This window comes from Neobacillus sp. MER 74, from assembly GCF_023714155.1.
On sequence record NZ_JAMAUV010000020.1, the window covers coordinates 1 to 18966 of the forward strand.

At 40.2% G+C, this 18966-nt stretch carries 17 protein-coding genes, 9 tRNA genes and 1 rRNA gene; 5 read left to right on the forward strand and 22 right to left on the reverse strand.

Annotated features, from left to right (window positions below; translation table 11 throughout):
- The 11 genes from M3610_RS22120 to M3610_RS22170 form a co-directional block, all read right to left on the reverse strand.
- A 16S ribosomal RNA gene (locus tag M3610_RS22120) occupies positions 1-88 on the reverse strand; the annotation flags it as partial.
- A 112-nt stretch (positions 89-200) separates the two neighbouring features.
- Positions 201-274: transfer RNA gene (locus tag M3610_RS22125), tRNA-Gly, on the reverse strand.
- A 13-nt stretch (positions 275-287) separates the two neighbouring features.
- A tRNA-Pro gene (locus M3610_RS22130) sits at positions 288-364 on the reverse strand.
- A 6-nt stretch (positions 365-370) separates the two neighbouring features.
- Positions 371-447: transfer RNA gene (locus tag M3610_RS22135), tRNA-Arg, on the reverse strand.
- 61 nt (positions 448-508) lie between these two features.
- Positions 509-594 (reverse strand) — tRNA-Leu (locus tag M3610_RS22140).
- A gap of 61 nt (positions 595-655) precedes the next feature.
- Positions 656-740, reverse strand: a tRNA-Leu gene (locus tag M3610_RS22145).
- 31 nt (positions 741-771) lie between these two features.
- Positions 772-846: transfer RNA gene (locus M3610_RS22150), tRNA-Gln, on the reverse strand.
- 60 nt (positions 847-906) lie between these two features.
- Positions 907-978, reverse strand: a tRNA-Glu gene (locus M3610_RS22155).
- An 11-nt stretch (positions 979-989) separates the two neighbouring features.
- Positions 990-1080 (reverse strand) — tRNA-Ser (locus M3610_RS22160).
- 3 nt (positions 1081-1083) lie between these two features.
- Positions 1084-1158, reverse strand: a tRNA-Asn gene (locus M3610_RS22165).
- Positions 1159-1264: 106 nt separating this feature from the next.
- Positions 1265-1738: a SprT family protein gene (locus M3610_RS22170; RefSeq protein WP_251462665.1), complete on the reverse strand. Its 474-nt coding sequence runs from the start codon at positions 1736-1738 to the stop codon at positions 1265-1267.
- An 87-nt stretch (positions 1739-1825) separates the two neighbouring features.
- Between M3610_RS22170 and cmpA the strand changes: the two genes are divergently transcribed.
- A complete protein-coding gene (cmpA, locus tag M3610_RS22175; RefSeq protein ID WP_088085061.1) occupies positions 1826-1939 on the forward strand; it encodes a cortex morphogenetic protein CmpA in 114 nt (37 codons plus the stop codon).
- A 213-nt stretch (positions 1940-2152) separates the two neighbouring features.
- Here cmpA and M3610_RS22180 read toward each other — a convergent pair whose 3' ends face one another.
- From M3610_RS22180 to acpS, 6 genes are all read right to left on the reverse strand, one after another.
- On the reverse strand, positions 2153-4327 hold the full coding sequence (locus tag M3610_RS22180) for a Tex family protein (RefSeq protein WP_251462667.1): 2175 nt from the start codon (positions 4325-4327) through the stop codon (positions 2153-2155).
- 182 nt (positions 4328-4509) lie between these two features.
- The gene (gene ndoA, locus M3610_RS22185) at positions 4510-4860 is read right to left on the reverse strand and encodes a type II toxin-antitoxin system endoribonuclease NdoA (RefSeq protein ID WP_007083556.1); all 351 of its coding nucleotides are present in this window, start codon (positions 4858-4860) and stop codon (positions 4510-4512) included.
- Positions 4861-4864: 4 nt separating this feature from the next.
- The gene (locus M3610_RS22190; RefSeq protein ID WP_007083557.1) at positions 4865-5146 is read right to left on the reverse strand and encodes a CopG family ribbon-helix-helix protein; all 282 of its coding nucleotides are present in this window, start codon (positions 5144-5146) and stop codon (positions 4865-4867) included.
- 272 nt (positions 5147-5418) lie between these two features.
- Positions 5419-6582, reverse strand: coding sequence for an alanine racemase (gene alr, locus M3610_RS22195; RefSeq protein WP_251462669.1), 1164 nt, complete (start codon positions 6580-6582; stop codon positions 5419-5421).
- Positions 6583-6742: 160 nt separating this feature from the next.
- Positions 6743-7756: a LolA family protein gene (locus M3610_RS22200; protein WP_098576636.1), complete on the reverse strand. Its 1014-nt coding sequence runs from the start codon at positions 7754-7756 to the stop codon at positions 6743-6745.
- A 197-nt stretch (positions 7757-7953) separates the two neighbouring features.
- Positions 7954-8304, reverse strand: a complete 351-nt coding sequence (gene acpS, locus M3610_RS22205) for a holo-ACP synthase (RefSeq protein ID WP_251462672.1) — start codon at positions 8302-8304, stop codon at positions 7954-7956.
- Between the two features lie 99 nt (positions 8305-8403).
- Here acpS and M3610_RS22210 point away from each other — a divergent pair, with 99 nt between their 5' ends.
- Entirely contained in the window at positions 8404-9132 is a 729-nt protein-coding gene (locus M3610_RS22210; protein ID WP_251462675.1) for a rhomboid family intramembrane serine protease, read from the forward strand.
- A 70-nt stretch (positions 9133-9202) separates the two neighbouring features.
- Here M3610_RS22210 and uvsE read toward each other — a convergent pair whose 3' ends face one another.
- The 4 genes from uvsE to M3610_RS22230 form a co-directional block, all read right to left on the reverse strand.
- Positions 9203-10168, reverse strand: coding sequence for a UV DNA damage repair endonuclease UvsE (gene uvsE / locus M3610_RS22215; protein WP_251462678.1), 966 nt, complete (start codon positions 10166-10168; stop codon positions 9203-9205).
- A 132-nt stretch (positions 10169-10300) separates the two neighbouring features.
- On the reverse strand, positions 10301-11800 hold the full coding sequence (gene cshA / locus M3610_RS22220; RefSeq protein ID WP_098576640.1) for a degradosome RNA helicase CshA: 1500 nt from the start codon (positions 11798-11800) through the stop codon (positions 10301-10303).
- Positions 11801-12376: 576 nt separating this feature from the next.
- A complete protein-coding gene (locus M3610_RS22225; protein ID WP_251462686.1) occupies positions 12377-13756 on the reverse strand; it encodes a UDP-N-acetylmuramoyl-tripeptide--D-alanyl-D-alanine ligase in 1380 nt (459 codons plus the stop codon).
- 75 nt (positions 13757-13831) lie between these two features.
- A complete protein-coding gene (locus M3610_RS22230; protein WP_098576642.1) occupies positions 13832-14905 on the reverse strand; it encodes a D-alanine--D-alanine ligase in 1074 nt (357 codons plus the stop codon).
- Between the two features lie 216 nt (positions 14906-15121).
- On the opposite strand from M3610_RS22230, the gene M3610_RS22235 reads away from it, so the two are divergent.
- Positions 15122-15784, forward strand: coding sequence for a HoxN/HupN/NixA family nickel/cobalt transporter (locus M3610_RS22235; RefSeq protein WP_098576643.1), 663 nt, complete (start codon positions 15122-15124; stop codon positions 15782-15784).
- A gap of 50 nt (positions 15785-15834) precedes the next feature.
- Here the strand turns inward: M3610_RS22235 and M3610_RS22240 are convergent, their stop codons facing one another.
- Positions 15835-16611 carry a hypothetical protein gene (locus tag M3610_RS22240; RefSeq protein ID WP_098576644.1) on the reverse strand — a complete coding sequence of 259 codons (777 nt, stop codon included), beginning with the start codon at positions 16609-16611 and terminating at the stop codon, positions 15835-15837.
- Between the two features lie 228 nt (positions 16612-16839).
- On the opposite strand from M3610_RS22240, the gene mgtE reads away from it, so the two are divergent.
- Positions 16840-18198: a magnesium transporter gene (gene mgtE / locus M3610_RS22245; RefSeq protein ID WP_251462689.1), complete on the forward strand. Its 1359-nt coding sequence runs from the start codon at positions 16840-16842 to the stop codon at positions 18196-18198.
- A 133-nt stretch (positions 18199-18331) separates the two neighbouring features.
- Entirely contained in the window at positions 18332-18925 is a 594-nt protein-coding gene (gene uptA / locus M3610_RS22250; protein WP_251462692.1) for an undecaprenyl phosphate transporter UptA, read from the forward strand.
- Positions 18926-18966 lie beyond the last annotated feature (41 nt).

Sequence of the window (18966 nt, forward strand, 5' to 3'; positions counted from 1 at the left end):
CGCTAGACTCCGAAGAGTCTCGCTCGACTTGCATGTATTAGGCACGCCGCCAGCGTTCGTCCTGAGCCAGGATCAAACTCTCCAAGAAAGTTGATTAGCTCATTTGTTACGTTGGCTTAGTTTCATTTCTGAAACTAAAAGTTTTTGTTTGTTTGCACGATTTGTTTGTTTAGTTTTCAAAGAACAATTAATAGTAATTTTGGAGCGGGTGATGGGAATCGAACCCACTACATCAGCTTGGAAGGCTGAGGTTTTACCAGTAAACTACACCCGCATATGAATTTAAATGGTCGGGAAGACAGGATTCGAACCTGCGACCCCTTGGTCCCAAACCAAGTGCTCTACCAAGCTGAGCTACTTCCCGTCTATATGGCGCGCCCGGAAGAAGTCGAATCCACAACCTTCTGATCCGTAGTCAGACGCTCTATCCAATTGAGCTACGGGCGCATTAATTAAAAGTCAACTTTTAAAGTATAACACACTCGGTATTGTCTGTCAAGAATTTGTTTGGTGCGGCCGAGAGGACTTGAACCTCCACGGGGTTGCCCCCACTAGGCCCTCAACCTAGCGCGTCTGCCATTCCGCCACGGCCGCATGATAATTAGCGACAAAATTAATCTTATCACATCAATTAATCAAATTCAAGCAAAACATTTGGTGCGGGTGAAGGGAGTCGAACCCCCACGCCTTGCGGCGCCAGATCCTAAGTCTGGTGCGTCTGCCAATTCCGCCACACCCGCATGGATATTTATTGATTTTTTTAAAAAAAGATGGCTGGGCTAGCTGGATTTGAACCAACGCATGTCGCAGTCAAAGTGCGATGCCTTACCGCTTGGCTATAGCCCAATAATCATTTCATTAAGAATAAGAAACAGGAAATGAATCATGGTCACTCCCCATCCCAAATGACCCCTACGGGACTCGAACCCGTGTTACCTCCGTGAAAGGGAGGTGTCTTAACCGCTTGACCAAGGGGCCTAAAATTCCTATGGCGGAGAAGGAGGGATTTGAACCCTCGCGCCGGTCACCCGACCTACACCCTTAGCAGGGGCGCCTCTTCAGCCTCTTGAGTACTTCCCCATATGGCTCCGCAGGTAGGACTCGAACCTACGACCGATCGGTTAACAGCCGATAGCTCTACCACTGAGCTACTGCGGAATAATCTCTTTCAATAAGGCGATTACCTTATCGACTCTTTACATTATAATGACGATGCAATAGAAAGTCAACATAGTTTTTGAAGAATTTTTTTCAAATTCTTCCCTTATCCTAAAGTTATTTCTTTTATTTTCGTTAATTTCCCTCTGCATTTTCCACATACATATCTACTAGTATCAATGCTTCTTTTCCGTCTGTATAATTGCTGACATTTCGTACATTGATACAGAAGGATCTTATTAGATTTTCGTGTTACTTTCATATCTGGAAGTTGTGCACAAAATCGCGGTGCACCAACCATTTTTAATAATTGCTTAAAGTCTTGGTCCTTATGCTGATACCCCTTCCCTTCCAGGTGAAGGTGATAATGACAAAGTTCATGTTTAATAATCCCTACCAGTTCTTTTTCGCCAAGCTGGTCGTAGTACTTTCTATTGATTTCAATATTATGTGTGCTAAGAAGGTATCTGCCGCCCGTTGATCTTAGTCTTGGATTGAAGAATGCCTGATGCAAAAACAGCTTCCCAAATGACTCAACAGATATCTTTTCAACCAGTAATTGAAGTTGTTGTTGTTCCATTTTGGGTCCCTCTCTTTCTATGCGAACATGACAACCTATTATAGCATATATTGTATATACCTTTAGTACTTTTCGGGAGGTTTTATTATGCCAACTTGGTTGCAAAACCAAATGAAAAGAGCTTTCTATGAGAAGGATCGCTATCAGATCAAGATGCTAAACCAGTGCTGGTTCTTTTACAGAAAAAAACACTTCTCTTAAGATATGGAGAAAAATTTAAAGTGCAGAGCAGCCTTTGGTTTTGCGCTTTTTTGTTTTTTGCTCTGTTAAAACTAAATGTTGTTTTAACTGCGTTTGGAAAATAAAGAAAGTATTTTCACCGCTACTAAAATCAAAGACCAAATCGCTAGGCGAGATGGTCTTCTATCAGCCATGATAATCCTCTTTGGTCAGCAATAAACCTGGTACCCACTACTATTTCGATGGCGCCAGCATCGTTAACGCAACCCGGCCTTTTTTCATATCAACCGAATCTACCCATACGGTGACAACATCCCCTACTGATACAATGTCCAAAGGATGCTTTACAAAACGATTGCTAAGTTTAGAAATATGAACAAGCCCATCCTGCTTCACACCGATATCGACAAACGCACCGAAATCAACCACATTCCGAACTGTACCTTGCAATTCCATTCCAGCGCTAAGGTCCTCAAGTTTTAAAACATCTTTTTTCAATAGAGGGCGAGGTAATTCATCACGTGGGTCACGTTCCGGTCTTACCAAAGCATCAATAATGTCTTTTAGGGTCAACTGACCAATAGCAAGTTCCTCTGAAACAGATGTTAAATCGAGACCATTTAGGGCTGTTTTCAGCTCTTCCGAACCAAGGTCATCGGTTGTAAATCCAAGACTCGCTAATAGTTTCTTTACTTCATCATAATTTTCCGGATGAATCCCTGTCCGATCAAGCGGCTGTTTTCCATCCAATACACGCAAGAAGCCAATCGCCTGCTCATAGGTTTTCGCCCCAAGACGCGGAACTTTCTTTAATTGAGCCCTACTCGTAAATTTCCCTTCCTCTTCTCGCTTTTTAACAATATTATTTGCGGCTGTTTTGTTCAGTCCAGCTACATATTGTAAAAGTGATGGAGAGGCAGTATTAACATTCACACCGACCTGGTTAACTGCCGTTTCGACCACAAAGTGTAATGATTCTGATAATCGTTTCTGGGAAACATCGTGCTGGTATTGACCAACGCCAACAGATTTCGGATCGATTTTCACTAATTCTGCTAATGGATCCTGCAAACGACGAGCAATGGATGCCGCACTTCTTTCTTCTACCTGCAGATTCGGAAACTCTTCTCTAGCTAGTTCAGATGCAGAGTATACACTTGCTCCCGCTTCATTGACAATTAAGTAGAAAATCTCCTCATCCATTTCTTTTAAAATATCGGCAACAAACTGTTCTGTTTCCCTTGAAGCGGTCCCATTTCCGATCGCAGCCATTTCTACTTTATAGTCACGGAGGATGTTAATAAATTTTTCGCGGGCTTCTTTTGTTTTTGAAACAGGTGGATGTGGATAGATCACATCAATTTTCAAAACTTTGCCTGTTTCATCCACCACTGCGAGTTTACAGCCCGTCCGATAAGCAGGATCAACTCCAATAACCACTTTACCTTTTAACGGCGGCTGCAATAGTAAGTTCCGAAGATTTTCAGAGAATATATGTATGGCTTGCTCTTCACCTTTATCCGTTAATTCATTCCTAATTTCGCGCTCAATCGAAGGTTGAATCAGTCGTTTGTAACTATCCTCCAGTGCCTCTAGTACAACAGGTGCTGCCGGTGAGTGCTGGGCACGAATCCACTTTCTCGACAAATATGTTAGAATTAAATCGGCATTCATCTTTAACGATACTCGCAAAATATCTTCCTTTTCCCCGCGGTTTAGGGCGAGAGTCCGGTGTGGGACAATTTTATTGATTGGTTCCTCATATTCATAGTACATTTCATAGACGTTTTTCTCGTCTTTTTCCGCATCTTTCACTACCGATACAACAGAACCAGACTTAAACGTTTCCTTACGAATCCATTTTCGGCTTTCAGCATCATCCGAAACCCGTTCAGCAATAATATCTTTCGCTCCTGAAATGGCATCTTCCACAGTAGAAACTTCTTTTTCCTCTGATAAGAATTGTTTTGCTTTTTCCTCAATCGATTCTTTTGAGCATGTCAGCAGCCATTCAGCCAATGGTTCAAGCCCTTTTTCCTTTGCAATCGTTGCTTTAGTCCGTCTTTTTTGTTTATAAGGTCTGTATAAATCTTCAACCTCTTGAAGCTTCTCAGCCTTAGTGATGGCAGCGCTTAGTTCGTCAGTTAATTTTCCTTGCTCTGAAATAATGCGGATAACCTCTTCTTTTCTTTGCTCGAGGTTTTGGACATATTGCCAGCGATCTAAAATATTTCTAATTTGGACTTCATCAAGTGCTCCTGTCATTTCTTTACGATAGCGAGCTATAAAAGGAACTGTATTGCCTTCATCTAATAATGAAATAACACTCTTTACTTGTTTAAAAGATACTGCTAACTCAGCAGCAATTTTCTTTAACAACTGATCCTCTTTTACGATTGTATCATTCACAAAACTTGCCCTCCATTCCTTTTATTCTATTGTAGCAGAATAAACTTTCTGTTTCATTAAATGGCCATCCTCACATTTTTTTCAAAAAAAATAGGCAAGCGTCATGCTTGCCTTAGCAAATTTAAGAATGAGGACAGGATATGTATGAAAAAACGCTCTTTCTAAAAAGAGCGTGCTTTAAATTAAAATTCGATGAGACCCAGGCTTACCTGCAAGGCTTCATCCACTTTCTCCATCATTTCGTCATCGAGATGGGTGATTTTATCGGTTAACCGCTGCTTATCAATTGTGCGAATTTGCTCTAACAGAATGACCGAATCTCGTTCAAATCCGTAGCGCTTCGCATCAATTTCTACATGAGTAGGAAGCTTGGCTTTTTGAATTTGAGCTGTAATCGCTGCAACAATCACTGTGGGACTAAACCGATTCCCGATGTCGTTTTGGATGACAAGTACAGGTCGGACGCCGCCTTGTTCAGAACCAACAACTGGGGATAGGTCCGCGAAATAAACGTCACCACGTTTGACTATCAAAGGATTATCCTCCGCTTACAAGACGTTCAACTGTGTGTTCTGCCTCATATTCTGCTAAAAATGCTTCTGATGCAATCCCTAGATTAATCTTGGCCATTTCCATGTATCCACGTCTCATCGACTCGCGAATTTGTCTCTTTTTACGTTCGCGTAAATACATTTTTGTTGCCTGGTAGATAAACTCGCTGCGGTTTACATTCTCTTGTTTCACAAAACCATCTAATTCAGTTAAAAGATGTTGCGGTAACTTCACTAAGATTTCCGTAGTTGCGCCGGATTCAGACACAAACATACACCTCCACCATCACTACACACCATTTTTATCTAACCAGAATTCCTTCTGATGCATAAACGCCACTACACATGATGAATCGCCTTTTTGGCCTGTTTCACACAGTGAGTTTCATTTATTATCTGTACCATATTTAATTATAACATTAATCGAACCTATTGCATAGACTAATTATAATACTACTGTATTATAATCCAATAAAAGACCCTTTTATGCACAAATCACCGCAATATCATAAATATGATGTAAAAACTTTATTTAGGCCTTTAATTTTCGAGAAGATAATTTTTTAAATCGACAACTTTCCCTCCCTTTTTATAAAGACGCGGAACCCGACTGGCAATGATACAGGGGACCTCATAATTAATGGTTTCTAGTTTTTTGGCAATTTCATTGATTGAAATAAACTGGTTCTCCTGAGCGCCTATTAATGTGACAGGTGTCCCAATTGGAACATGATATGGCAGGCGGACCATACATTGATCCATACAAATTCTACCGACAATTGGTGTCCTCTTCCCTTCTACAAGCACTTCTTGCCCTTGCAGTTTGCGTATCCAGCCGTCCGCATACCCAATTGGGATTGTCCCAATCCACTCTTCATCATCAGTTTCATAGGTTGCCCCGTAACTCAATTTTTCACCCTTTGGCATTTTCTTAACATGAACAAGTCGAGTTCGAAGGGAAAAAGCCTCCTTTAGCTGGAAGGGAATTTTATCTTCCATCTCCAATGAAGGGGTTAATCCATACATCGCAATCCCAACCCGGACTGCATTAAAATATGTCTTTGGAAAGCGCAAGGTTGCTGCACTATTGCTAGAATGAACATATTTTGGTTTTTGTTTGAGTGCGGTAACCATACTTTCGAATAAAGCTAATTGCTGGTACATATAAGTTTCATCTAGTTCATCCGCCGTCGCAAAATGAGTAAAAATCCCTTCTAGATGAAATGGGCTATGTTCAGAAATCATTTGTTCGACGGCAGTTAATTCCGATACACTCCGCACGCCTATTCTCCCCATGCCTGTATCTACTTTGATATGAAATGAAATTCGATCTTCCGTCTTTACATATTTCAATGCCTTTTCTAGCCATTCCTTCTGAAAAACAGTAAGGGTGATATCAAATTTTGCTGCCACTTGGATATCTTCAGGACGAGATGCCCCCAAAACGAGGATAGGCGCTGTTATTCCTTTATTCCTTAGAGCGATTGCCTCATCCATAAATGCAACAGCAAGATAGGCAGCCCCTGCTTCTAGTGCTGTTTTTGCCACCTGAACATCACCATGCCCGTATGCATTAGCTTTCACAACCGCAATCACCTTTACTTGTTGAGGCAATTGTTTCTTAATGGAGGTAACATTGGCAGATATACAATCTAAATCGACTTCAGCCCATGTATCACGATAGAAAAAACCTTGTTCTTCCATGTTCCCACTTCCTAATAGCTTAATTAATTATTTCCTTATTATCACAAAATTATCATACTACTGTTGTGAAGTACAAACAAATAAGAAAAGTGCAAGCGCCCTGGCGCTGGAGCTAGACATCAAAAAAACAGGCCCAATATGAGCCTGCTAGCTAAATGATTTATTTTACGGCTTCACCTTGGACAGATGCAGCCACCTCAATTAACTCTTCTTTCGTTAAGTTCTTTGAAGCAATCATGTAATCTACACCATTATGCGACCATGAGATCGAGTGGTCCGAAACAGCCCCAATCGTCATCCCTAAGTCGACTATATCTCCTTCAACATAGGTTGGATTGGCGGAAGCCGCTTTGGCCGTAACTTTTTCCTGAACAAGAGTAAATGATTTTTTACCATCGTAGGTAAGGACTACTCTTTTCCCATCTTCAAGCGATACATCTTTTTCCTCAATTAATTTCGTTCCTTTTAATTCCACGGTTGGATACATAACTGTAAAGGCATCATCGCCGCCGTCCGCCATGGCTGGCAAATTGAGCTGTGCACGTGTCATATTCTTCTTCATATCAAAATCGTCCTTGTCAAAGCTCGCATTAAATTTCACTTTAGAAAACTCTACCGTTACAAGGGCATTTCGATCCGGATCCATTACTTTTACCACCGCAGGAGATAAGTCACTTTTATTTAGTTTAATCTCTTGGAAAGGCAGCATTGTATTATTTTGATAACGGGTTTTCGTTTCAAATACATAATATTGTTTTGTGGTAGTGAATTTTGCGCTTTTATCGGCAACAATGTCCTTAATCAGTGATTCATACAAGTAGGCTTGGCTGCTGTTTTGCGGCCAATCGCTTTGGAAACGGAAGCTCTTATTCAGTGCAGGTGTCAGAACAAATACGCCTTGATTATTCCTTAGTATCATCTGACTTTGGTCCTTTTGGGCATTTTTCAAATTCACTCGATAAAAGGTAGGATCCTTGTGCCAAATTTCCACTTTATAAACTTGTGAATCTGAACCCATTTTCAATGTCATTTTTGCATTTACTTTGTAGCCACTTAAGTCATCCAGTTTCCCAGTTAGCTCTTTGACTACATCACCTTGTGATTTAGAGCCACAGGCAGCTAGTACAAAAATGACCATTAGCCCCGTAATTAGCAGCAACAACTTTTTCCTCATTCCTTCAACCCCTTCTTGTCTCATTTCATATGATTATGGAGAAGAGAAAGGCAGGGGTCAGGCACTGGAGTTTGCTTATCCAAAATGACCATGGCTGACCTTGTCTCTCCTGTTTCCCTATGAATATATGAGACAACCTTTGGGTTTATGATAAGGAAGTTGCCGAGCTATTTTATTTTCACGAAAAATTAATGTCCCTACTCTTCTTCAATTGTTACTTGCGCTACGGCATATTCTTTACTATGTGAAATGGAAAGATGGGCCCGGACTTCAGGCTTTGCAATATATGGTTTTCCTGAGTTGTCATTGTCAATTTCAATATCTTGAAAGGATAATTCCTCACCAATCCCCGTTCCGTTTGCTTTTGAAAAGGCTTCTTTTGCGGCAAATCGTCCTGCTAAAAATTCTACTTTCCTTACTTCCGATAACTCCGCAAATTTCTGCTGTTCTTTTGGGGTTAACACGCGGTCGACAAACTTCTTTTGCCTGATAAGGATGGTCTGAATCCTAGAAAGTTCAATTATATCGATTCCAATCCCTTTAATCATTCTTCATCTTCCTTCTATTTGTTATATGATTAGCATAAGTAATAGTGTACAAGAATGGAAATTCGTCAATAAATAGTATGAACTAAGGAGGTGTAAGTGATGTTTACGAGAACGGAGAGCTTTCGCGATTTTATCCGCCTTTACCCAATTGTTTCTATTATTGTTACCATTCATTTAGGATTATATCTGTTAACTAGTTTACCAATCTTCCCAAACAATTGGTTCTTTGAACATCTTTCTGGAGTAAATCTTTACATTATGGAAGGGGAATATTGGCGGCTGATTACACCGACCTTTATGCATAGCGGGTTCTCCCACACGCTTTTTAACAGCTTTTCACTCATACTCTTTGGACCAGCACTTGAGCGCATGCTTGGCAGCGGGCTATTTTTATTTATTTATCTTCTCTCAGGATTCATTGCCAATGTTGCTACATTACTGCTTGAGCCGCTCACTTACACACATGTTGGCTCAAGTGGAGCCATTTTTGGACTGTTTGGCTATTACCTTGCGATTATTATGTTCCGGAAACATATGCTTTCCAAACAGAATTCACAAATTATCCTTACCCTTTGTGTCGTTAGTTTGATTATGACCTTCCTGCAGCCGAACATTAATATTACCGCCCATCTATTTGGCTTACTTGGCGGCTTCTTGCTAGGAGCCATTCCCTATTTTAATAAAAAGGAGCTTTCAGATTCGATTAAAGGTACCGCAAACTGGGCCAGCAACAGGAAGAAAAGCATTTCATACCAATCCCCTTGGAAGGTTCTCATCTGGGCCGCCATTATTATCATTGCCATTATTGGTTTACTTGCGCAAAAATAACAGGGATTTGCAGTCGAATGATCTTTCACTGCGATCCCTATTTCTTTGCCCAACTTCCCCAGCCGACTCTTTATTCGATCATAAAACTCGATTGGTCAATCCACATAATTCCGTCTCTTCCTTGTAAATCCTCTGCAAGTTGGAAAAGCGCCGCATCTTTTTGCTTCGCCTCAATCATACAGTGAATTTCAGGAACGGTCCCTTTAATTTGCCGTAAAAACCTCAGAAACATTTGGGAGTCAATTGTATCCGCATGTGCTCGAAAATCCTTTTCGGAGCGCGGACTGGAAATATGCATCTTGATTGGCAGCGGAGACTGGGTCCAGGTTGCAACAATCCTCCCCCAGTCCGCCGCCCATTCTTCTTCCTCATGGTGTGCAAGGTGATGATGGTAATCAAACACCATTGGAATGCCTAACTTTTCACATAGATAAAGGGTGTCTCTCACCGTAAACGTCGTATCATCGTTTTCGAGCATAATCATCTGCTGGATGGATGGGGAAATATAGGCCCAATTATGAATAAACTGCTCGAGAGCTTTCTCCTTATCGTTATAACCACCACCAACATGAAGTACACACCGATGTTCGGGATCAATCTCCATTCCTTTTAGCAAGGCTTTATGCATGGCGAGCGTTTTTAAGGAATTTTTTAATATATCCTTATCCGGTGTATTAAGAACGACGAAATGGTCCGGATGGAAATCAATCCGAGCTGGGTGTTCCTTTATATAAACGGCTAGCTTCTTGAGTGTGTCCCTTAAAGGGCTGATGTAGTCCCAATCCAGTAATTCCTCATGATTAGCAAGCGGAATGAGTCGTGAGCTGAACCTAAAAAAGTGAATTTGATTGCCCGCATTATGTTTTAAAAGACGCAGACAATTTTCTAAGTTTGAAATCGCAATTCTCTCTAATTTACGAATTGCTGCGTCCCGGTCTTTTATTTTTTCAAATTGAGCAAATGTCATCGTTTGCGAAGGGGAAGCATTCTGAAGCTCCACACTCATTGCCACATAACCGAGTCGTACCAACGTCATCATCATCACTCCAGCGGATTGTGTTTATGCTTACTATTCCCTTTTAAGCATAGAAAAAAGCATGAACAAAATCGTTCATGCTTCTATATCTGTCTAGCTACAGCCCCTGGGCAAGGCGCTTCCGCTTTTCGATTAGTGATTAAATGTTCTTGGCTTTGATGATGGTTTACCGCCGCCGCCAGTTCTTTTTTCACCACTGCGTGGTCTTGCAGGCGCTTTTTTGCGATTATTATCGCCACGGTATGAACCTGAACCTCTAGAATCATCTCTTCTTCTACGGTCACGGTCGTTATACGGCTTTCTTTCTCTTCTTTGTGGAAGCTGTTCTTCTGTTAACTTAATTGGTGTTGTATCCGGCTCTTTCGTTAACATTTTCAATACAGCTGCGATAACGGTTGATGCATCATTTTCTTCCAGCAATTCTTGCGCTGCTGCTTTATAATAATGTAAATTGTTTGATTCAATCGTTTGGACGATCTTTTCTACAACCGCTTTTTGTTGGCCTTCTAACGCCTCATCAAGGGTAGGAGCCTTCATTTTATCCATTTTGCGTTTTGTAGTTTTTTCCACAACCGCAAGATAGGATTTTTCACGTGGTGTAATAAAAGTCATCGCTACACCTGTTTTACCAGCACGGCCCGTACGTCCTATACGGTGAACATAGCTTTCTGGATCCTGTGGAATGTCAAAGTTGTATACATGGGTAACTCCAGAAATATCTAGACCCCTTGCAGCCACGTCAGTAGCAACAAGAACATCAATCGTACCTTCTTTAAACTTGCGAAGGACAGAAATCCGTTTTGCCTGACTTAAATCTCCGTGAATACCTTCCGCTGTATAACCTCTTAAAGTTAAAGCTTCTGATAATTCATCCACACGGCGCTTTGTCCGGCCAAACACAATCGCAAGCTCTGGTGATTGGATATCTAAAAGTCTTGTTAACACATCAAATTTATTTCTTTCTTGAACCTCAAGGTAATATTGTTCAATGGAAGGTACAGTCATTTCTTTTGTTTTCACACGAACAATTTGCGGTTCCTTCATGAACTTTTCAGCCATTCTTTGAATTGGCCCAGGCATGGTTGCTGAGAAAAGTAAAGTTTGGCGTTCTTCTGGTGTTGCAGCAAGGATGGATTCAATGTCTTCAATGAATCCCATGTTTAACATTTCATCCGCTTCATCAAGGATGACGGTGTTAACTGTATCAAGACGCATTGTTTTTCTGTTGATATGATCCAATACACGTCCTGGTGTACCAACAATGATATGTGGTGCTTTCTTTAATGAGCGGATCTGGCGGCTGATATCTTGCCCGCCATAAATTGGCAGTACACGCACCCGTTTGCCCGAACCAAGTTTATAAAGTTCTTCAGACACTTGAATCGCAAGTTCACGAGTCGGCGCAATAATAATCCCTTGAATAGCATCTGCTTTAGTATCAATTTTTTCAACCAATGGAATTCCAAATGCAGCTGTTTTCCCTGTTCCTGTTTGAGCTTGCCCGATCAAATCAATTCCTTTTAGCCCCAACGGAATAGTTTCCGACTGAATTGGTGTTGCTTCCTCAAAACCCATTTTAAGGACAGCTTGTAAAGTAGCCTGACTTAGGCCTAATTCTTCAAACTTTGTCAATGTTTTCATTCTCCTTCATCTATGTGAAAATATTTTTGAGAGCTGAATATTTTCGCCTAATACTCAGAAAAGCGGTAGCGCCTGCTCGGATTGAGGCGAAAAGCGCTGGAGGGCCTTAAGGTGAAGTCCGTTATGGATTCATCAAGAATGGATTCCTTGATGAAAAAGGATATAGATCATCTAAGATGAAATAGGTTTTTATTTCATCGGGATGGTAGTGGATAGTTTATCTTCATCTTAGGCAGGACCGAAACGAATCAGGTCCCCATGGCGCTTGAGCTGACACGCATCAAAATGCCGTAAATAGGTAACATCTTTATTTTACCAAAAAAAAACATCCTCCCTCAAGGAGTATGCCCTTTAATCATCGTTCTTTAGACACGTTGATGAACATCATACCACTGTTACTAGTATTTTGCAATCAAGACAAGTTTGTTACATTCCCAAACCAATCTTATTACCTCATCAAAAAGTCTAATGCAAAAATGAAAGGGCACCTTCTCACACAAAGGGGTTCTTTGTTATTTTTCATTTCCCAGCTTGAAATCATTCATGATCTTATCAGTTTTAATTTCCTTAATTTACCTGTAAAGCAGTGACTATTTCTTCTAATTTCATTCCTCTTGATGCTTTGATAAGAACTAACGTTTGATGGTCTACATGTTGCCTTAATTCCTGAATGAGTGCTTCTTTTTCTGTAAAAGCAAAGACTCTTTCTTGCCCTAAAACCATTCTAGCCTTATTTGCAATATGCATCCCTAAAGTCCCATAAGTGAACAGGAGATCTACTTTTTCATCGTTTAAGGCTTCTCCTATTTGCTGATGATATTGTTCTTCTTGTGGACCAAGTTCTAGCATATCCCCTAGGACAAGGATTTTACGTCCGTAGCCTTGAAGATTCGATACTAATTCAATGGCAGCCATCATTGAGGTCGGGCTGGCATTATACGCATCGTTAATTATCTTTTCGCCCTGCTTCCCTTCGACTAACTCCATCCTCATATTGGTCAGCTGAATACTCGCTAACCCCTCATTCATTTTTTCAAAAGGAATCGAAAAATAATTAGCGATTAACATCGAAGCAAGTGCATTTAAAATATTATGTGTTCCGAGGACTGGTAGTTCAAACGCAGTCTCTGACATGTTAATTCTAAAACGATTTCCATTCTCTAGCTGCTTAATTTCAGTGGGATATAAATCATTTGTAACGTTTCTCCCAAAAGTCTTCAACTGGATATTTCCTTTGTGCTCTTGAATTCTTTCCATAAGCAGCGGCTCATCACCATGGAGTACGGCTAGTCCCCCATCTTTTAGCCCCTGTAGAATTTCAAGCTTTGCTTCTGCAATTCCTTCTCTAGAACCTAGGTCAAGTAGATGCGATTCGCCAATATTGGTAATTACGACAGCATCCGGACAGGCAAGATTTGTTAGAAACTCAATTTCTCCCCTGCCGCTCATGCCCATTTCGAGGACGGCAATTTCAGTGTCCTCGTTTAATCCTAAAACTGTTAACGGAAGACCGATATGATTATTATAATTGCCTTCTGTCTTTAGGACCTTGTATTGTGTTGATAGAATACCCGCTGTCATGTCCTTAGTTGTTGTTTTCCCGTTGCTTCCTGTAATGCCGACTACTTTTACCGCTAATTGTTTCCGGTAGCTTCTTGCTAATTCCTGTAAGGCAACAAGGCAATTTTCTACGATCACTATCGGCAAGTGTAATGGAGGATTGGGCACATCCTTTTGCCAAAGAGCCGCTGCTGCTCCTTTACGGATCGACTCTTCGACATATTTATGTCCATCGGCATGTTCTCCCTTAAAAGGGATAAATAAGTTCCCTTTTTCAATTTTACGTGAATCAATACATACACCCGAGATTATTGTATCAGCAAACGAAATGATAACGTCCTTGGCAGGAATCATCTCAGCAATCTGTTTTAACGATCGTTTTATCATGGATATCCTCCTTCTTTGACTTTGAATAGGTTTTAAATACAAACGGACACGGCATTACAGCCGTGTCTCTGTTTTTTAGAAAGTAAACTTAATCTGTTGCTTCTCAGCATGCCTTTCTTTAGCAAGTTGAACTAGCCGCTCGATCAATTGCGGGTATTCTAACCCCGTGTGCTTCCATAAGAGCGGGAACATACTAAACGGCGTGAAGCCAGGCATTGTGTTTACTTCATTAATCAATGCTTTCCCATCTTTAGTCAAAAAGAAATCCGCACGAACTAAACCAGAACAATCTAAAGATTTAAAGGCTTTAATCGCCATTTCTTTTAGCTGCGCGTATTCCTCGTCAGTAATGTCAGCTGGAATGATTAGTGCGGTATCTCCGCTTTCATATTTTGCTTTGTAATCGTAGAAGTCCTTCTTCGGAACAATTTCACCGGCTACTGAACATTCAGGTTCATCATTTCCAAGCACCGCCACCTCAATTTCACGGGCAACAACGCCTTCTTCAATAATGACTTTGCGGTCAAATTGAAAGGCTTCAGCAAAGGCTGCTTCTAATTCAGCGCGATTGGTACATTTGCTGATACCGACACTTGAACCTAGGTTCGCCGGCTTCACAAAGCAAGGGTAGCCAAGTTCTGTTTCGACCTTGCTATAAGCCTCAGCTTTAGCTTTCTCCCACTCACTCTTAATAAAAGCTACATAGTTCACTTGGGCAAGCCCTGCTTGCGCAAACACATTTTTCATCATGACTTTATCCATACCCGCAGCCGAAGCAAGCACTCCATTGCCAACGTATGGAAGGTTAAGCAATTCTAATAAGCCTTGGACGGTTCCATCTTCCCCATTCGGACCATGTAACAACGGGAATATCACATCTAATGTTTCCTGCTTTTCCGCTTGGAAAAGTGTTGGGGCTAATGATAAAGGTGATAACTGATTCCCCTCTGAAAATTCTAGCGCCTTTACATTTTCTACCGGCTCACTTAATTGCGGTCCTTTAATCCAATTTCCTTGGGTATTTATGTAAATAGGATGAATATCAAATTTCTCATGATCTAACGCCCGAATGACAGCCAATGCCGTTTGCAGGGAAACTTGATGTTCAGCTGATTTTCCTCCATATAATAAACCTAATTTTGTTTTCATACGAAACCTCCATTTTCTCATTCACGGTTATATTTTAACACTTATTTTAAAAAGAAAGGAAATGTAGTCATTCGAGTTTTTAAGTTTTTTCCTACCAAAATATTTTATGATTGCTACAGCTTGCTTAAAAACTCGTGCTGGCAAATTTGGCAATTTTCTATACTTATTTTATTTATCCTGTATAATTGTGTTGAAACTTTTTTTGGAGGCGAGCTGATGACGGGAACACTTTTATCGATATTATTATTAGGCTTTTTGCTAGGAATTAAGCATGCGATCGAGCCTGACCATGTTATTGCAGTATCCACGATCGTGAGCGAATCAAAAAATATAAAGCGCTCCGTCTTTGCAGGTGTCTATTGGGGGATTGGGCACACTGCTACACTCTTCCTATTCGGAATGATATTGATTGTCGCCAAAAATACAATCACAGATACCGTCGCCTTGAGCCTTGAATTTATCGTAGGGATCATGCTCGTTAGTCTCGGCCTAAATAGTCTTTTATCTTTTATGAAACATCGTCATCCACATCCCCATCATACCCCAGACAAAGAAACAAAGGGGAGTACCCATCTTAAATCCTTTTTCATCGGTCTCATTCATGGGCTTGCAGGCAGTGCAGCTATGGTTTTATTAACAATGAGTACCGTTTCGACTGCATGGCAAGGTGCATTATACATACTTATCTTTGGCTGTGGCACGATTGTTGGAATGCTTACCTTTTCAACGGTAATCGGAATCCCATTTGTGTTAACATCAGGGAAGCAAGTGAATAGATATTTGAACAGCCTCGCAGGCATTGTCAGCATATTATTCGGAATTTATTATATGTATAACTTAGGTGTGAACGAAGGATTATTTAGCATGTGGTTCTCATAACAAACAGTCCCACCCAAATGGAGTGGGACTTATTTTTAAAGCCTAAAGATTTAGACAACGTTTAATTTCCATTCTTTTGTTTTTTTATCAAAAATGATTTTTGCATGACACGGTTTCGATGAGACTTGCTCATATTCCTCCAACATATCATCCATATTGGCGAAATCGCCAATCACCCAAATAGGAATTTCAATACGCGTCCGTTGATGGTCGGAATCTCGTAACGAAATACAAATCCCTTCCTTAATGAACGGCGTTAGGGACAGAAGGATTTCTTTATTTACTTGTGGATAGGTCTTTTTCTTTCGAAAGCCAAGAATGGACTTTTCAACTTTAAGATCCCCTAGTTTCCCTGCAATCACTTCACTTAAAACATGGAAGAAATCCTTGAAGCTTCGGTAATAGGTTTTGTTAAACCAGCCATCATCTTGAGCCAAATAAACAAAACGGTTACCTAGTTTATTATAAAAAGGTAATTTCAAATGGTGCTTTAGATGACCTAAGTATAATAGTTCAGCGATTTCCTGACCTGTCAGTTCATTCAACACATCTTCCTCAATAAAGTCAATCCAACAGAAATTTCCGTAACTATAGACATCTTCCCCTGCCAATTTATTAATTCTATCATCTGGACAATATTCAAGTTGGGTATGCATATTAAAATCAGCATCATCAAAGCGGTGCGCAAGTAATAGCAAGGGATTTAATGAACCTGAAAAAGCAGCAGCGAATTCAGCAAATTCGATGCCGGAAGACATTACATACTGGTCTGTTTGGTTTAAATGGACATAGATGAGATCCTGTATGTCTTGATGATGCTTTTTCAATGCAAAACTCCTCCGTTCAACACATGAAATGATTTAGTCAATACTTCCTTATTTTATCAAATAATAGTCCAAATAGCTTATTTCAATTCTTTTACAAATAATAAGATTGATTAACACATACTAGATTTATGATTATTGGATTATTATTTGTTAACTTTCCTTTTTCATCTATATTTCTTTTGTAAATTAGAATTTATTCATTAGCAAGATAAGGAGCTGGTTTCATCCATGATTAAGGATATGACTCAAGATGAATTAAGTCTTTATATCATAAAAACATTAAAGGAAAACAGAAAAACGGAATTTGAAAATATACTTGATGAACTCCAGCCCTATGATATCGCTAAGATTTATGAGGATTTACCTGAAAAACATAAAGGGAGATTTCTCCTATTTTTAAAATTTGATGTTCTTGCTGATTTAATGGAAGAACTTGAAAAGGAAGATCAGCTTGGCTTATTAAATCTTTTAGGAATTGAAAAGTCTAGTAAGGTCCTTGATTTAATGGATAATGATGACCTAGCGTCATTACTGCATGAATTATCGCCAGAGAAAAAAGATTCCCTTCTTTCAGGAATGAAGGCCGAGGAGTCTAATGCTGTTCAAGATATTATGAAATATCCACCAGAGACGGCCGGCAGAATCATGACGAATCGGTTTGTTTGGATTCGCAGCTCTTATACGGTTAGGGAAGCGGTTGACAAGTTTAAGGTGTTCGCTGAATTTGCCGAATCCATTAACTATCTATACGTTATTGATGAAGACCGGAAATTGGTTGGCGTCGTTTCTTATCGTGATTTACTCTTAGCAGAGCTAGATGAAAAAATAAGGACCATTATGTATGAACGGATCATTTCTGTTACAGTCGTGACAGACCAAGAGGTTGTAGCGCAAATCGTGGAGCGCTATGATTTCCTAGCCATCCCCGTCGTCGATGAGAATAATGTCCTCGTCGGGATTGTCACTGTGGATGACATTATTGACATCGTAATAAAGGAAGCCAATGAAGATATTGAAAAATTATCGGCATCTGGAAAATCCATTGACTTTGAAACAAAGACTTTAGTTGCAGCCGCAAGAAGGCTTCCATGGCTCATCTTGCTTTTATTTATCGGTGTGGTTTCAGGAAGAATTATCAGCAGTTTTGAAGATACGCTAAAGCAAGTAGTCGCGCTGGCCTTTTTTATGCCGATGATTGCCGGCATGACTGGAAACACAGGGACACAATCGCTGGCAGTCGTCGTTAGAGGATTGATTTCGTACGATATTAATAAAGGTGTGATTGCACGATTAATTGCAAGGGAATTGGGTGTTGGGATTACCATTGGTATGACTTGCTCTATTTTGATTGCAGTGATTGCATATATTTGGCAGGGAAGTCTCATTTTAGGGGCAGTAGTCGGCAGTTCTCTATTTTTCACGCTCATCATTGGAACACTTGCAGGGACAGTTATTCCGCTTATTCTCTTTCGTTTAAAAATTGATCCTGCTGTTGCCTCAGGACCCCTAATTACCACTTTGAATGATATATTTTCACTGCTTACCTACTTCGGGATTGCCACCATGTTTTTAAAATATCTCATGTAGAAAAAAATCAGTGAATTGTTTTTTGATTTTTTAGGAATGTCCCAAAGAAAGGGACCATATTTATTTCTTAAATAGACAATCTGGTTTACACTAGGAAGGGAGATACTAACATATAGTTAAGTGAAGGTGAATTATGACAGATTTTATTAGTTCGATCTTGGAGTTTTTATCACAATTGGGCTATTTCGGCATTGCAATAGGATTAATGATAGAGATTATCCCGAGTGAAATTGTTTTAGGCTATGGCGGTTATATGATTTCGCAGGGACATCTTAATTTTATTGGATCCGTCATTGCCGGGACCATAGGCGGAACACTTGCACAGTTATTTTTATATTGGGCCGGTTATTACGGCGGCAGACCTTTTTTAGAAAAGTACGGAAAATATGTAATTATTAAAAAGCATCATATCGATATAGCTGAACAATGGTTTGAAAAATATGGAGCCGGTGTTATTTTTTCAGCACGCTTCATTCCTGTTGTCCGGCATGCGATTTCCATCCCAGCAGGTATTGCTAAAATGTCAGCAGCCAAATTTACGCTATACACGGTGGCAGCTATTATTCCGTGGACGATTCTATTCCTCTACTTAGGTAAGGTCTTAGGCAGTAACTGGGCACATATTAAAGAGTACGCACAACCCTACGTAATGCCCGCCGTTATCGGGGCAGTTGTTCTAGGAGCTATTTATTTTTTAGTCAAGAAGACAAAGAAAACCACCGACTAAATCCCGGTGGTTTTGCTTTGCTTAAAATTTTCTTTGCGCCT

Excerpts from the sequence above, each read along its gene's own strand:
- M3610_RS22170 (WP_251462665.1), bottom strand. The coding sequence starts at position 1,738 with ATGGAACAACAACAACTTCAATTACTGGTTGAAAAGATATCTGTTGAG.
- cmpA (WP_088085061.1), top strand. The coding sequence starts at position 1,826 with ATGCCAACTTGGTTGCAAAACCAAATGAAAAGAGCTTTCTATGAGAAG.
- alr (WP_251462669.1), bottom strand. The coding sequence starts at position 6,582 with ATGGAAGAACAAGGTTTTTTCTATCGTGATACATGGGCTGAAGTCGAT.
- M3610_RS22200 (WP_098576636.1), bottom strand. The coding sequence starts at position 7,756 with ATGAGGAAAAAGTTGTTGCTGCTAATTACGGGGCTAATGGTCATTTTT.
- acpS (WP_251462672.1), bottom strand. The coding sequence starts at position 8,304 with ATGATTAAAGGGATTGGAATCGATATAATTGAACTTTCTAGGATTCAG.
- M3610_RS22210 (WP_251462675.1), top strand. The coding sequence starts at position 8,404 with ATGTTTACGAGAACGGAGAGCTTTCGCGATTTTATCCGCCTTTACCCA.
- uvsE (WP_251462678.1), bottom strand. The coding sequence starts at position 10,168 with ATGACGTTGGTACGACTCGGTTATGTGGCAATGAGTGTGGAGCTTCAG.
- M3610_RS22225 (WP_251462686.1), bottom strand. The coding sequence starts at position 13,756 with ATGATAAAACGATCGTTAAAACAGATTGCTGAGATGATTCCTGCCAAG.
- M3610_RS22230 (WP_098576642.1), bottom strand. The coding sequence starts at position 14,905 with ATGAAAACAAAATTAGGTTTATTATATGGAGGAAAATCAGCTGAACAT.
- M3610_RS22235 (WP_098576643.1), top strand. The coding sequence starts at position 15,122 with ATGACGGGAACACTTTTATCGATATTATTATTAGGCTTTTTGCTAGGA.
- mgtE (WP_251462689.1), top strand. The coding sequence starts at position 16,840 with ATGATTAAGGATATGACTCAAGATGAATTAAGTCTTTATATCATAAAA.
- uptA (WP_251462692.1), top strand. The coding sequence starts at position 18,332 with ATGACAGATTTTATTAGTTCGATCTTGGAGTTTTTATCACAATTGGGC.